General features: G+C 69.3%; 11 protein-coding genes and 3 pseudogenes. 4 read left to right on the top strand and 10 right to left on the bottom strand.

The window, feature by feature from the left end:
• Positions 1–102 precede the first annotated feature (102 nt).
• The 4 genes and pseudogenes from ABZ951_RS06925 to ABZ951_RS06910 form a co-directional block, all read right to left on the bottom strand.
• Entirely contained in the window at positions 103–267 is a 165-nt protein-coding gene (locus ABZ951_RS06925; RefSeq protein WP_344083743.1) for a hypothetical protein, read from the bottom strand.
• Between the two features lie 525 nt (positions 268–792).
• Positions 793–1,293, bottom strand: coding sequence for a hypothetical protein (locus ABZ951_RS06920; protein ID WP_344083746.1), 501 nt, complete (start codon positions 1,291–1,293; stop codon positions 793–795).
• A 626-nt stretch (positions 1,294–1,919) separates the two neighbouring features.
• Positions 1,920–2,294 carry a VOC family protein gene (locus tag ABZ951_RS06915; RefSeq protein WP_344083749.1) on the bottom strand — a complete coding sequence of 125 codons (375 nt, stop codon included), beginning with the start codon at positions 2,292–2,294 and terminating at the stop codon, positions 1,920–1,922.
• A 272-nt stretch (positions 2,295–2,566) separates the two neighbouring features.
• Positions 2,567–2,713: pseudogene (locus tag ABZ951_RS06910) on the bottom strand (oxidoreductase); the annotation flags it as partial.
• Between the two features lie 117 nt (positions 2,714–2,830).
• On the opposite strand from ABZ951_RS06910, the pseudogene ABZ951_RS06905 reads away from it, so the two are divergent.
• Both ABZ951_RS06905 and ABZ951_RS06900 read left to right on the top strand, forming a co-directional pair.
• Positions 2,831–2,926 (top strand): annotated as a pseudogene (locus ABZ951_RS06905) (MerR family transcriptional regulator); the annotation flags it as partial.
• Positions 2,927–3,360: 434 nt separating this feature from the next.
• A pseudogene (locus ABZ951_RS06900) lies at positions 3,361–4,569 on the top strand (serine hydrolase domain-containing protein); the annotation flags it as partial.
• Between the two features lie 150 nt (positions 4,570–4,719).
• On the opposite strand, the gene ABZ951_RS06895 reads toward ABZ951_RS06900, so the two are convergent.
• The 4 genes from ABZ951_RS06895 to ABZ951_RS06880 form a co-directional block, all read right to left on the bottom strand.
• Positions 4,720–5,115 carry a DUF2267 domain-containing protein gene (locus ABZ951_RS06895; protein WP_344084277.1) on the bottom strand — a complete coding sequence of 132 codons (396 nt, stop codon included), beginning with the start codon at positions 5,113–5,115 and terminating at the stop codon, positions 4,720–4,722.
• A gap of 86 nt (positions 5,116–5,201) precedes the next feature.
• The gene (locus ABZ951_RS06890; protein WP_344084280.1) at positions 5,202–5,624 is read right to left on the bottom strand and encodes an Hsp20/alpha crystallin family protein; all 423 of its coding nucleotides are present in this window, start codon (positions 5,622–5,624) and stop codon (positions 5,202–5,204) included.
• Positions 5,625–6,096: 472 nt separating this feature from the next.
• Positions 6,097–6,510 (bottom strand): hypothetical protein, encoded by a 414-nt coding sequence (locus ABZ951_RS06885; RefSeq protein WP_344083751.1) that lies wholly within the window; start codon positions 6,508–6,510, stop codon positions 6,097–6,099.
• Between the two features lie 617 nt (positions 6,511–7,127).
• Positions 7,128–7,853: a VC0807 family protein gene (locus ABZ951_RS06880; protein ID WP_344083754.1), complete on the bottom strand. Its 726-nt coding sequence runs from the start codon at positions 7,851–7,853 to the stop codon at positions 7,128–7,130.
• 443 nt (positions 7,854–8,296) lie between these two features.
• On the opposite strand from ABZ951_RS06880, the gene ABZ951_RS06875 reads away from it, so the two are divergent.
• Complete coding sequence (locus ABZ951_RS06875) at positions 8,297–9,229, top strand: MerR family transcriptional regulator (RefSeq protein ID WP_361279278.1); 933 nt, start codon at positions 8,297–8,299, stop codon at positions 9,227–9,229.
• A gap of 960 nt (positions 9,230–10,189) precedes the next feature.
• Here the strand turns inward: ABZ951_RS06875 and ABZ951_RS06870 are convergent.
• The gene (locus ABZ951_RS06870) at positions 10,190–11,278 is read right to left on the bottom strand and encodes a Gfo/Idh/MocA family oxidoreductase (protein WP_361279315.1); all 1,089 of its coding nucleotides are present in this window, start codon (positions 11,276–11,278) and stop codon (positions 10,190–10,192) included.
• Positions 11,279–11,585: 307 nt separating this feature from the next.
• On the opposite strand from ABZ951_RS06870, the gene ABZ951_RS06865 reads away from it, so the two are divergent.
• Entirely contained in the window at positions 11,586–12,620 is a 1,035-nt protein-coding gene (locus tag ABZ951_RS06865; RefSeq protein WP_344083760.1) for a helix-turn-helix transcriptional regulator, read from the top strand.
• Positions 12,621–12,624: 4 nt separating this feature from the next.
• Here ABZ951_RS06865 and ABZ951_RS06860 read toward each other — a convergent pair whose 3' ends face one another.
• A complete protein-coding gene (locus ABZ951_RS06860) occupies positions 12,625–14,112 on the bottom strand; it encodes an NAD(P)/FAD-dependent oxidoreductase (protein WP_344083763.1) in 1,488 nt (495 codons plus the stop codon).
• Positions 14,113–14,135 lie beyond the last annotated feature (23 nt).

Raw genomic sequence — 14,135 nt, 5'->3', positions numbered from 1 at the left:
CGAACAGGCACACCAGGAGCAGCAGCACCCAGGCCCTCCGCCGCGACCAGGGAGCCGCTGGTGGGCGCCCGGCGCCTGGTGCCCCTGGAGCCCCTGGTGCGGTCAGTGTTCCTCGCCCGGGGGTGTGCCGCAGTTCGGGCCGCCAAGGCCGTCGGACTGCGCGGAGATGAAGAAGTCACCCTCGCCGGTCGGGCCGGCGGAGGTGACGGCCGCGCAGCTGGTGTAGTTGGCGGCGGGCCGGGGACGGACGGTGGAAGACGTCCTCATCCAGGTGCGCTCCTCGATCCGGTGACGAAGAAGTGCGTCGACGGCCACCCGTCGTGCCAAGGATCGGGGAAGCGGTGCTCGGTGCCAAGCGATGCTCCCGTGTTCACCCCTGAAAGGGGCGCGCACGGCGCGGGGGAGCGGCACGCGTCCGCCCTGGCCGCCGGGCTCGCCGACGCGTGTACGACTACGACTTCGGGCGGCGCTCTTCCTGACCGGCGTGGCCTCCGGCGCCGCCGGGCTCGCGGCGCGTGCGGACAAGGCATCGGCGGTGCGGGCGCCATCGGCCGCTTCGGCAAGGACACGGCCACAACAGCACCGCAGCGCCCGACGGCCACCACAGCACCGACGGCGAGCGGATCGTGTTCGGCCGCGAGAACCGCGACGGCACGGTCAACCTGCTCGCCTGGGCGACCGGCGGCGTCACCAGGGACACGCTCATGATCCGCCGGACAGGCCGTAGCGGGGACCACCGGCCTTGGCCTGTGCTGCCGGAGCGGCTACCAGGCGCAGGTTCTCCCGCGGTGGTCAGGTGTTGATGTCGAGCATGTAGTTGTCGGTGATGACGAACGTCACCAGATTCGTGCCCGTCCCGAAGATGCCGGTGCCGGAGTCGCGCGCCTGGCTGCCGGTGCCACGCTCGGTGGCGTTGCCGGACGCGGCGGTCGTGTCCCGGTCGAAGCGACGGTCGATCGTGAACCGGAGGCTCTGACCCGTGTCCGTCCGCCTGAGAGTGTCAGTGGTTCGCGTCTGGTAGAAGAGGTCGCCGCTGCCTGTCACCGAGCCGGAGATCATCAGCTCGGCCGGGAAGGACTCATCCGGCGTCGCACAGCGGAAGTTGCTGCTGCTTCTGCCGTCGACGGCACCGTTGACGGGATGGACGTTCACGTTGATCGAACCGGCGCAGTTGAAGGTTGCCCGTTGCGTGCGCCCGGGGTCGGCGGCGGCCACAGGCCCCGTGGCGGCCGCCGCCGCCAAGAACAGGGCTGCCGCCGCACCGACGGACCTGACACGCATGAACATGGACATGACGGTCCTCCTTCGGTCTGCGGAACAGGGGAAACGGATGTGCGCACCGTCCCCCTCCCGAGTGTGGCGCCACCGACCCCAGGGTGAAATCGCTCGTTCAGGTGACGGCCGAGGTATCGCAGGCTCCCTCGGATACTTCGCCCTACGCAGAGTGCCGTGTCTGTCCGCCGTCAGCGTCCGCCTGTCGAGCGTTGGCCGCCTCATCGTCGGACGTATTGACCGGCTGCTTCGGCGGCCGGCAGCAAACGCCTTCACGCCGCCGTTTTTCTACCGGCTGCGTGGTTCCTCCTTATCAGATACCCGGCAGCCGTCCGTTCTGAGGACGGGCGGGTGAGCTGAAACGAGTTGTGCGCCCCGGTGATGCGCCGCCGCGGCTGCACGCCGATCGTCACAGAGCTTGTGCGGGACTTGTACCGCGCCAGGGCCACGAGGCCCCGGCCGGTCCTGGCGCGTGTTACCGGGCGGGCAGGGCACTGACGGCCTTGCCGCCGGACGGCCGGCGGGTGACCGGGGTGGCGCGGGTGAGACGGTGGAGCGCGGTCTCACTCAGACCTACCCTGGCCCGCTCGCCACAGGCTCAGTGCACAGAGTCGTGCGACAAGCATGTCCCAGCGGCTGCGGTCAACTCAGTGGAGGCAGAAGCAGAACGGGTGGCCGGCCGGGTCCGCATAGACCCGCCAGTTGGCCCCGGGGCGGATCTGGTCCGTCCGCTCCAGCAAGGTCGCGCCGAGGGCGAGCGCCCGCTTCTCTTCCCCGTCGAGGTCGTCCACGTCGAAGTCCAGGTGGAGCTGCTGCGGGTGCCGTTGGCCGGGCCATTCGGGTGGCTGGTAGCCGTCCACGCGCTGGCAGGCCAGCGGCGTTCCCTCGAACCCGTGCACCTCGAACCAGTCGGAGTCCTCCGGGTCCGCGACGACCCGGCCGCCGAGCAGATCCGCGTAGAACTCCGCGAGCTGTACCGGGTCGGCGCAGTCCAGCGCGACCGCCTGCAACCTTCTAATCACTTCGGGCACCCCTCGCTCATCGGTCGCTTCCGCGAACCCATCGTACGGGGGGGACCCGCCGCTGCGGCGGGCACGTGCAGCGTTACGCCGGTATGCCGCCTGGCAACTGGTGCTTGATCTTGGTGGCCAGGGCGGCGGTGCTCGCAGCGGGTGCATTGCGGTGTGCCATGGCTCAATCTTTCTTCCCCCGGCGCCAGTCGACCGCCGAGTGAGCTGGTCCGGGCTGGTCGCCTTGACGGCGAAAGTTTTCCGTACCGTGTCGGCGCCGGCGGAGCGCGGGTGGTCTCCAGGCCGAGTCCGGAGTAGCCCCCGGTTACGACGGCGCTCTTACCGCAGAGGTCGAAGCCGGCGATGACGTCCTGGGCCGTGCTGGTAGCAGAGAAGGGCGAGCTGAGCGGCTGTTGATCAGTGCTGGTCATGCCGCCAACGTTACGAACTGGAGCGAGGTCTAGATCAAGTCCTGGACTGCGTTGCGTGACGTCTACCGAAACCTCGGCCGAGCGACTGCACATCGGTGAGGTGGCCGAGCAGACCGGTTGCAGCAGTTCGCCGAGTTGGTGCGGCACGGTCCCGCCAACGAGGCGGAACGCCTGTGGCTCCTCGACACCCATCGCCGGCGCGTCGACGCCCAGGCCGTGGGCCTCGTTCTAGGCCTGTGTTGCGCGGCCTTGCTGGCGGGTTGGAGCTGGCCCTCGTCGTAGGCATCGGCGGCGAGCGCGGCCGCGTCCACCGTATCCGCCTCGGCAGCCCCGCCGCGGCGGCAGCCGATGCCTCCTCCAGGCGCCGGAGTCAGCCTGATCGCCGCCCTCACCATGGCTCTGCAGATCGCCCCGTCCGAGCTGACCGGGGCTCTTCGAGTGGGGTTGCACGACTGGGTGGATTGAGCGGCAGCCTTGAGGCACGGTCAGATGCCCGGGGGCGGAACCCGTCGACGTCGGCCGTGACCGCGTGGCACGACATCGTCGTGGAGCACGACGCGGCAGTACATCGTTCGTCGCGCGCGAGCTCCGGCAGGACCAGGCCGAGGAAGGAGGCCGGCACCGCGAGAGCGGGTGTTATATGAGCCGTGGATGGTCCCCCGCGTTCCGCGTACCGCACAGCCCATGCGTGGTTTCGAGAACACGAGAACAGGGGTGGCCGCGAGGCGGCGAGGAGAGGTGCGGTAAACGTGCATGCCGTGAAGGGGAGCGGACGCGGCGCCCGCGCAGCGCGCCGTCGGCAAGGGCGCGTGGCACTGGTGGCCGTTCTCGCCCTTCTCAGCGCCGGGGCGCTCCCGGCCGCGTCGACCGCGGCCGTGGACGATCAAAGCCAGCGGGTGTTGCGGCACGACGTGGACGCGATCCGCTCCGCCGGTGTCACCGGAGTTCAGGCAGAGGTGCGCACTCCGCGCGGCCGGTGGTCGGCTCGCAGCGGAGTGGCCGACCTGGGAACCGGCCGACCGGTGCCGAAGGGCGGGTACTTCCGAATGGGCAGCAATACCAAGACGTTCGTGGCCACGGTGGTGCTGCAACTCGCGGGGCAGCGGCGGCTGTCCCTGGACGACACCGTCGACAGGTGGCTGCCCGGCGTGGTGCAGGGCAACGGCAACGACGGCACCAGGATCACTCTGCGGCAGCTGCTCCAGCACACCAGCGGCCTGTACGACTATGCCAACGACCTGCCCGTCCTCACCTCCGCCCAGGGGTACCGCTGCCACTGGAACGACGACATCCCGCCGGAACGGTTGTTGGCGATAGCGATGCGGCACAAGCCCGGTGACGGGAGCTGGTCGTACTCCAACACCAACTACGTCGTACTCGGCATGATCATCAAGAAGGTGACCGGTCGTGACTGGTCCACGGAGGTGGCCGACCGCATCCTGCGGCCGCTGCGCCTGACAAACACCTTCGCGCCCCACACGCTTACGCCCCAGCGGCGGGCTTACCTGCCGCGTCCGCACGCCAGAGGTTACGAGCAGTTCACCGAGGGCGGGCCACTGATCGACACCACGAGGCTCAATCACAGCTGGGCCGGTCCAGCCGCTGAGCTGATCACCACCACCGATGACCTGACCCGCTTCTGGCAGGCGCTCATGGGCGGCCGACTGCTGCGTCCCGCGCAACTGGCGGAGATGAGGACCACCGTGGACACGCGTCTCGGCGGACGGTACGGCCTGGGCGTCGCCCGGCTCCCCTTGCCCTGTGGCGGCTGGTACTGGACCCACCCGGGCAGCGTCCCCGGCTACGCCACCCGCGCCGGCGTCACCGGCGACGGCCGCCGGGCCGTCGTGCTCTCCCTGTCCTCCCGGGTGATGGCCTGGCAGCCGGTGGAGAAGGCCACCGATACGGCGATCCAGCACGCCCTGTGCCGAACTGACCACCACGGGGGCCGCCTTTTGACGGAGCTCTCGGACCGGGCTCCTTCCCATCCCACCGCTGCCGGTGTTTCAGCTCGGCTGGGGGTGGCCGAAGAGAAGGTCGTAGCCCGGCGGGAGCTGGATCAGGACCCGGTTGATCAGGGCTGGGCCCGCGGTGTCGGCCACGACGCTGAGCACGGCACTGACGTCCCACCAGGCGGTCTTCTCGGTCGCGCCGTCGATCCAGGCGGCAGTCGCCCTGACGAACCGCTCGGGCGAGAGTGGCTCATGCGCCTGCAGAGGGTTGAGCAGGATGAGTGCCAGCGTCTCGGGGAGCCGGGCGGCCAGCTCGGCTCGCACTTCTCCCACCAGATGCGCACCGAGCAGGGCGAGAACGACGCGGGAGGCCCGTTCGGCCTCGGCCTGTGTGGAGTATTCGCCGCGGTCTTGGACTGCGGACAAGAACGCGCCCCAGTGCATAGGCATTGGTTCCTCCCGAGTGGACGGCCCGTAGGGGAGGCTTGTCGCGCGGGCGGAGCCCGTATCCGGGACCCCCGCCCGTCGCTGCCGGTTCAGCCGCTGATCTGCTTGCGTGTGTCGCCGCCGCTGATGGCGATCTTGCGAGGCTTGGCCTGCTCAGCGACCGGGATCCGCAGTCGCAGCACCCCGGCCTCGTAGGAGGCGTCGATGCGCTCGGTGTCCAGGGTCTCACCGAGGAAAAGCTGGCGACTGAAGGCTCCGGCGGGCCGCTCGGAGATGAGGATCTCGCTGCCTTCGCTTGTGCTCGGGCGGCGTTCGGCCTTGACCGTCAGCACGTTGCGCTCGACGTCCAGGTCGATCGACTCCGGGTCCACGCCGGGCAGGTCGAGCTCGACGACGAAGGTGTCGCCCTCGCGGAAGGCGTCCATCGGCATGGCCGCCGGCCTCGCCGCGGTGCCCAGCACCTGCTGAGTGAGGCGGTCCAGCTCGCGGAAGGGGTCGGTTCGCATGAGCATCATCAGTCACTCCTCTCCCGAAGACGAGATGCGCATGACGACACCATCTATATACTCCGCAGCAGCAAGATTGACAAGCCTCGACTCAAGGTGAACGGTGTTATGGCTGGTCAGGGCTACTAGGTACAGCGGTGGACTTTGCCCCGCCGGGTGGAACGGGCGCCCATGAGCGGGTCGCGGCCTGCGGCACCTGCCATGCCGCCGTCGCCCGGGATCAAGCCGCGCCCGCTGTCCACGCAGAAGGGTGGTGGGGCCGCCCCGGCGCCCGAGCTGAAGCCGGCCGACGGCATCGGTCAGTAGCCGGGCAAGCTCCGGGCTGGCTCGACCGGCGGCGCGCGTGAAGGGCATTCGTAGGCGGCCGTGGTGGTAATCCGGTGATGCCATGGCATCTGCAAGGCAACGGCTGGTGTGCGACCTCGATTTCCGAGGCCACACACCAGCCGGGTGATTCCTCAGCTCATGCCGAGCGAGGTCACTGCCAGCTGCCTCCCCAGACCGCGGAGGTGCCCACCGGGCAGGTCAGCCGATGGTTCCACGTGCCGTAGAAGACGGTGTTGAACTTGTACCGGCCGTTGGTGCAGTCCAGGTAGACCTTGTAGCCGTTACCGGAACACGTCATGTAGAAGTCCCGGCCCGAGACACGTCCGTTCCAGCACCGTGCGAGACCGCGCTCGGAGCTGCTGCTGGCCTGCTCCGCGTTGTCCGCGGGGGCCATGGGAGCCGCCGTGGCGGATCCGGTGTCGGTGCGGCCGTCGTCCTGCGACGTGGACTGGGAGACCGCGTCATCCGGACCAGCCGCCGCCGCGGGAGACTCCAGGCCACTGAAGGTCCCGAGTATCAGTAGCGCGGCAGCCCCGAACGAGGCCAGGGAGTTACGGATCTTCATATAGCTGTCTGTCCCTCTCTTCCGCATGCCGGTGCGTTACAGCAGTCGGGCGGAAACCGGATGCCGACACCAGCGGGCCCATCGTTGCCGCACCGAGGCGGGTATCTGAACGGCCGCTCCGCGCTGCCACCACACGACAGAAACGTTACGAAGTGCGCGGAGTTCAGACCCGAGCGGGACGCTGGTTCCTCCTCATAGGTGATGACTGTTTGCCCAGCTTTACATCAGATCGTGTCACTGTGCGTCATCAGAGTTTAGGAATGCCTTCTTGTCGTTTATGTGACGCACCGTGGTTTTGTGCCCATATTGCGGTGCGGCTGTACGCCTCGCCGGTGGCGAGGACGCTGCCCACGTCATGACGGGGTACCTGTTGCCCGTTCGCGGTTCCCGCAGATCGGCCGGGGCCGGGCCGGGAACATCGTGGTGCGCCCGCTGGAGAGGCCACCGTCGGCCGGAGGGATCTGAACCCCGCCTGGTCCGGGCCGGATGTTCGGACGGGGCCGGTTTCTTTCCTGGTGGCCGTCCCTCTGGGCCCGGCGGCGGTGGTACGGGCCTGCTCGCCGGACCTGGGCGGTACCGGGCCCCTGTTTCCGGTGCCGCCCAGCCCATGCCCTCGCTCAGGCAGCTGTCGCCGTCTCCTCGTCCAGCATGGTCTGGAGCGGGCCGGCCACCACCGCACCGACCACCACGGCCAGGATGATCGCCCCGACCAGCAGGACGGTGGAGAGCCACACCATCGTGGAGACGGGCAGGACGAAGGCGAGGATCACCCGGGCCGCGCATTCGGCGGTGAGGGCCGTGCCCCAGACCAGCGTGGTCCGGCGCTCCACCCGCCGGAACGCGGGGCGGTCCGCTATGCGGTCCCACGCCGCGAGCCGCCCGGGATCGCCCTTGGTGAAGAACGGGCGCAGCCCCTCGGTCATCATCGGCCGCGTGGTGAACGCCGACCAGAACGTCACCAGGCCGATCACACCACTGCCGAACGAATCCTTCGCGATCATGAACTGCTCGCTGCCGCTGACCAGCGACAGCACCATGCCGACGACACTGCTGATCAGTACCAGCAGCGGCAGCGGCTCCAGCCGCCGGTGCCGCACCAGGCCGATGCCCCCGCGGACGGCCCCCACCGCTGCTCCGGCCGCCAGCGCCCAGAGCGAGGACACCCCGAAGCCGCAGCGCAGGCCGTAATAGAGCGCGAGCGGCACTCCGAGGTCGATCACCAGCGGGGTGAGCGGCGACCCGCCCCGTGCACCCGGACCCCCCGCCCCGCCCGCCGGACCGGCACCGGCCGGCCCCGCCCCCGTCTTCCGCGGCCCGGCCACCGTCTTCGTGCTGCTGCTCATCGCTGAACTCCTCGCGCCCTTCGGCGCCTCGCTTCTCGTTACGTGATCATCCTTCCGGCCCGCGACCGCCCCGGCCATGGCGATACGTCAGCAGTTCCGCAGGACAAATGTCGTAGCTCGAAGGAGGCAAGAACGCGGCAGGGTACAGCGAGGCCGTGGTCCCTTCGGCCCAGAGGCGCTGTTGGTGCGGCTGTGCCGTGTGACACTGCGCGCCGACGACGAGATTGAGACGCCGCGCCTGCTCCTGAGCCGCTATTGCAGCCCGGCCGCGACCCGGCGGGTGTCGCCCCGCGACGGAGCGGCCGTATGCTGCTCCAGCTCTGTCCTGCCATGGGCCCTTACGGCCATGGTGTCCGGCCCGGCTCCGGCAGACTCCCCCGCCGTCCACCGGAGCCGGACATCCGGCCCTCGCCTCGTGTTGTCGGGCCGACGCTTCGTACGCTATGACCTCCACCGCACGGGAGATTCAAGGGGCTGAGATGCAAGTCACTTGGTCGATTGGGGAACTTTCCACACGTACAGGGCTGTCGGTGAAGGCCATCCGCTACTACACCGACATCGGCCTGCTGCCGACGGCCCCGCGCAGCGAGGGAGGCCATCGCCGTTACCCGCCACAGGCGCTGGAACAGCTGAAGCTGGTGCAGCAGCTACGTGCGCTGGATGTGCCGATCGCGGCCATCACCAACGTCGCGACCGGTGGGCAGCGTCTCGGCGATCTGGTGGCCGAGCAGTTGGCGAGTACACAGACGCAGTTGGCGGAATTACGATGGCGTGAGGCGGCGTTGCAGGCGCTGGAGGGATGCTCCGGCCCGGAGCGGCTGCGCCGGCTGCGCGTGCTGGCCAGGGTTCAGCGCCGGCCACAGGCCACTGCGGACTTCGCCCGGGCGTGGCAGCGCGTCCTCCCTCCGACCTTGCCGAGGCGCCTGGCCGATGCCATCACCGCACAGGCCGTTCCCGAGCCGCCGTGCGACCCCACACCCGATGCCGTACTGGCCTATGCCGAGCTCCACTTCCTCGTAGCGGAGCCCGCGTTCCTGGGTTACTGGGCCGCGTCCCATGTGCGGGACAAGGCGTCGATGTATGCGGCGCTCCTCGACGCAGCGGACGGTGCCGCACCCGCCGTCGCCGCTGGACGTGCACCGCACAGGTGCGAGGCGCTGGACGCTTTCTGCCGTGCTTGTGCCCGTGCCTACGATACGGAGGACACACCTCACTTCCGTGCGTTCATGGCCACGGATATGCAAACCACCGTTGCTCCGTTCCGTCGCTACTGGCAGCATCTGGACACCCTCACCACCACCCCCGGACCCAGCCTGGGAAGGGCGCACTGCTGGCTCGCGGAGGGGGTTATCGCCGAGTACGGCTCCGCGCGTTGAACAGGTACCTGCCCGGATCCGGCGCCGGAGGGTCCGGCGGCGCATCACCCTCGTTCTTGCTGCGTCTGTCCCTCCCGGTCGGCTCCGCGGGGCCCGCTGTCGGACAGATCTGGCGCCCGCGACCGAGATCGGCGCTGAGCAAGTGTTACTGCGAGGCTGCCCGCAAACGACTCACTCTCGCTGCTGTTCGAGGTCGATTACCTCACTGTCGAACACGCGGAAATTTATGTTGGCGGCAGTAGACATTGGGTGCTGGCGTGATTATGGTTTCTCTCGTAGCCGAGATCCACAGGGCCTGGCAGAGATGAACTGCCGGCAGTAGTACCCGTAGTTGCAGTGTGCAGGACGGTGCGGCGGTGGAGTTCCGAAGCCAGGGTTTTTGCAGGACGGTGACGGGACTGACTGCCGGACCGGGTGGCCCGCAGTGATCAGGGGCCGCCATGAGCAGTACCCAGCAGTGAGGTCAGTGAGCAGCACCTCGGTGAAGGCGTCGGCTGCGGGCGCGCGCACCGGGAAGTCCGGCAGTGGGGTTCTAAGCCAGCGCAGACGCAGGACGGGCAACGGGGCTGGCTGCCGGAGAGTGGCGCTGTCGCAGGCCACAGAGCAGTGCGCAACACCAGCAGTTGGTAAGTGATTGATCCCAGAGGGAAGAACGGAGGAAAGCGCGCCATCAGGATCGCCCGGGCGGAAGTGGTGAGCCCGGGTACCGCAGGACATCGATAGTGAGGTGGTCTCCGGTCAAGCAACCGCGATCCCCGCACCCCCGACAGCATTCCGGTCGGGGCGGCGGAAACAGAAGGCCGACGCAGTATCAGGGTCGGCAGATGGTGTAGCAGTTCCTTCGGGGCCCTGGTGCCGTTATGGCACCAGGGCCCCTCCACACGTTCTACAGACTTGTTCGGCCGTGGGGGGCGAACCGTCGAGGGGTTCTTCACCACCCCGACGAGGCCGCGGAGGCCCTCAAGCTGATGGGCGGCCACCTCGCGACCCGTGGTGTGCATCGCCTGCCGCGGCCTCGAACTGGCGCCGTACGGAATCCAGGATCACGGTCACGGCCCGGGTTGCGGAGAGGTGGCATCTCCGGGGCGGCCGACCGGTCATGACGGCCTCCGTCATATCGCGGTACACCTCGGTACGCAGTCCCGGAACATGCATGACGGGCCGTTCGACCGGCCCGGCGGCTCCGTCGGTGACGATCCGGCCGTCCTCGATGATCAGGCTCTGGTCCACGTCGAGAACGGCAAGCCTCTCGATACGGGTGGGGGACTCGCAGGTCACTGCGAAGCTCAGTACGCCGCCGGCGGCGAAGCGCACCACACCCGCCACCCGGCCCCCCGCGTTCCCTGCTCGTTCCTGCGGGCCCGCGACAAGGACTTCGGCCAGAGGCCCGAGTAACTGGCAGACCACGTCGAGGTAATGCATGCCCAGGCGCGTGATGACTCGGGCCACGGCCGGGGCTGCGCCGCATTCGGCGGAGCACCCGGGCGGGGCAGGAGGGTGGTAGCGCGAGATCGCCAGCGTGGCGGTGGCGCTGCTGCGCCAACCTCCCTGCAGCAGATCCTGAGGGAGACCGTACCGGTAGGGGAGCATGACCCCGGCCGGGCGACCGGTCCGTTCCGACAGTTCCACGAGCTGGTCCAGCTCGGCGGTCGAGTGGGCCGCGATTCCCTCCAGCAGCACCGCCTTGCCGGCTCCGAGAGCCTGCCGGGCAAGGCGCGTCTGGGTGCGGCCCTGGGTGCAGAAGGACACCAACTGCACTGACGCGTCGCTGAGTAACTGACTCCAGGAGAGGTACCTGGCGTTGGACTCAGGGAATCCGGTCATGGGGCTCTGGTGCAGAATGCCGCGGAGTACTGCACCGTCCACATGGGCGAGTGCCTCGACATGTCGTCGGCTCACGCCTCCGGGGCCGACCAGCGCGACACCGACTCGATTCACGAGCACTGCCCTTCCGTAGATGACTTCCCGGCTCGTTGTCAGACGGGGAGGAGTCCGCCGGCACCACTCCTGGGCGGCAGTGGCTACCGGCGCGGTTGTGCATCCCGGCATTGTGCTGGCTGCCGGGGGAGGCGAACAGGGGGCCGACCTGCGGGAAACAGCCACGGTGCTGGATCGCCAGGCAGTGCCGAGCGTCTCGTCCTCGACTCCGGAGCAGCCACGCAGGCCGACCGTTACGAACAGCTTGTTAGGCAAAAATGGCAATGTAGCACCAAGTAATGCATAAATCTTGACAAAGTTATGTCCGATTTCCGACTTGCCCGACTGCATGCCCCATGAGAGGTTCCGTTTCGTCATGATCGCTTGCGGAGCCTGCCCCCCACTGACCGGGGCGGGCGTGTCTGTGGATCGGAGCAGGATGGCGAGGGGAAACCCGTCCTCCGAGGAACTGGGGCAGCGGCTCTACGAGCTCGCGTTGCGGCAGGGGAGTTGGACGATGGGTGAGGCGGCCGTGTCGCTGGGCGTCGCGGAGGAGGAGGTCGGGGAAGCCCTGGACGGCCTGGAGAGGGTCGGCCTGATGCGCCCCGCTCCTCGCACCCCCAGCGGGTATGCCGTAGTGGCGCCGGAGGCGGCGCTCAGCGGATTGCTCGCTCAGGAGGACCGTCAGCTCACCCGGTACCAGGAGCAGATGGCGCACACCCGTGAGGCCATCGTCTCCGTCATGCAGGACTACCTCGTGCCCCGGTCGTCGCCGACGCGCACGCTGGCCGTCGAAGCCCTTCCCACCACCGAGCATGAGGAATCCTTCCTGGACAAAGCGGCCGCCCTCGCCCGGCGGGAGGTCTGGTTGATGTACGGGGCCCCCACTCCATCGGCTGCGTCCCTGGACGAGATGCTCTTGAGGTGCCTGGGGATGCTGAGCTCGGGTGTTGCCGTCCGGGCCCTCTTCCTTCACCAGCAGGCGTGCGACCGAGTGGTGTCAGGTCATGTGCGGGAGCTGGCGGATGCCGGTGCCCAGGTGCGCCTGGCCACTCACCTGCCTCAGCGCATGCTGATCATCGACTGGGACCTCGCGCTCGTCCCGGTTGATCCGGAGAACAGTGCGCGGGGCGTCTGGGCCGTTCACGGCACCGCGCTGGTGCCCTCCTTGCGTGCCGTATACGACCATTGCTGGGTGGCCGCCGCCGGGGTGGATGCCGCGGCGGACGTCTCGTCCCAGCGGCTGAGCGCGGTGGAGGAAGCGGTGATCCGGATGCTCGCCGCAGGAGTGAAGGACGAGACCATCGCCCGACGAGTGGGCATCTCCTCACGCACGCTCAGCCGGCTGATCTCCACCCTGCTCGACCGCTTGGGCGTGCAGACCCGCTTCCAGGCGGCTATCGAAATGAGCCGACGGGGCTGGCTGGATGCCGCCCCCGGGACCGATGCCCTGTCACATGAAGGAGCAGCCTGACCGCTCAGGCCGCTCCCGCCCGGTGAATCCGGTCCGAGCGCGTGGGGGAGAGCGGGGGTGCGGCACGTATTTCGAACTCCCTGCGGAGCGCCGAGCGTGCGGCCAGATAGCCGGCCATGCCGTGCACCCCCGGACCCGGAGGGGTGGAGGCGGAGCACAGATACACCCCGCGCAGTGGCGTGCGGTACGGGTCCCAGCGGGGTACGGGGCGCAAGAGCGTCTGCTTGAGCGTCATGGCCCCCGCGGCGATGTCACCGCCCACGTAGTTGGGGTTGTACCGTTCCAGATCGGCGGCGCTCACGGAGCGCCGCTCCACCACCGTGTCGGTGAAGCCCGGCGCGTACTGCTCGATCCGCGCCGTGACCAGGTCCCCCGGGTCCGTCGGGTCACCGTTGGGCACATGAGCGTAGGCCCACACGGGCCGGAGCCCGTTCGCCCCGACGCGACCGGAGTCGGTGGCGGCCGGGTCCACCACGAGGACGAACGGAGCACCTCCGCGTTTACCCCGGGCGGTCAGTGACTCCTGACGGAAGACGTCCCGTTGCCGTCCGCCCAGGTGTACGGTTCCGGCCCGGCCCACCATCGGGTCGGCCCAGGGGATCGGGGCCGATGTGAGGAAATCCACCTTGGCTGCGCCGGGGCCGTACCGGAAGGAGAGCAGCCCCCTGCGGTAGCCGCGTGGCAGCAGGGGACCCGCGATGGCCAGGAATTCCTTGGGGCCGACGTCGAGCAGCACGGCCCGGGCCCCCCGCAGCTCCCGCACATCGGTGATCCGCTGCCCCGTCGTGACGGTGCCCCCGTGGGCCGTCACGTCCGCCAGCAGCGCCTCGGCGATCCGCGTGCTCCCGCCCCGCGGCACCGGCCAGCCGGTGCCGTGCGCGAGGTGGCCCAGGAGCAGGGCGGTCGCTGCCGACGAGGGCGTGGGCATCCGGCCCACCACGTGGGCCGCCACGCCGGCCAGCAGCGCCGCCGCCTCTTCCGTGGCGAAGGCCAGTCGGGCCAGCGGGGTGCCGTGGCTGAGCATCCCCCGTGCCAGCAGCAACGGCGCCGCCAGGGACTCGGGGAGGCCGCGCTGTCCGGAGAGGGCGAAATCCACCACCGCCCGGCTGTGCGCCAGCAGCGGTTCCATCAGCGCCCGCCAGGCTCGCCCGTCCCGCCCCAGACCCGCACAGGTGGTGTCCAGGTCGTGATGGGCGAACGCCGCCCGCCCGTCCGGGAGCGGGTGGGCGTAACCGATGGCCGGCTGCAGCAGCTCCACCCCCCGCGCCTGCAGGTCGAACTCCCGGAAGAACGCGGAGGCCGCGGCCATCGGATGCACGGCGGAGCAGATGTCGTGCACCACGTCCTGACGGAAGAGCGCCTTGCTCCGCAGCCCGCCCCCGGCCTCCGGTGCCGCCTCGTACACCTCGACGCGCAGGCCGGCCCGGGCCATGGTGACCGCGGCCGACAGGCCGTTCGGTCCGCTGCCGACCACGACGACATCCGCTGTCATGCGATTTCCTTCCGCCTTCCCCG

The sequence above is a fragment of the Streptomyces sp. NPDC046215 genome (genome assembly GCF_040646215.1).
Taxonomy (GTDB): Bacteria; Actinomycetota; Actinomycetes; order Streptomycetales; family Streptomycetaceae; genus Streptomyces; species Streptomyces stramineus.
The sequence above is the reverse complement of the archived record's forward strand: the minus strand, read 5'-3'. Positions and strand labels throughout refer to the sequence as shown.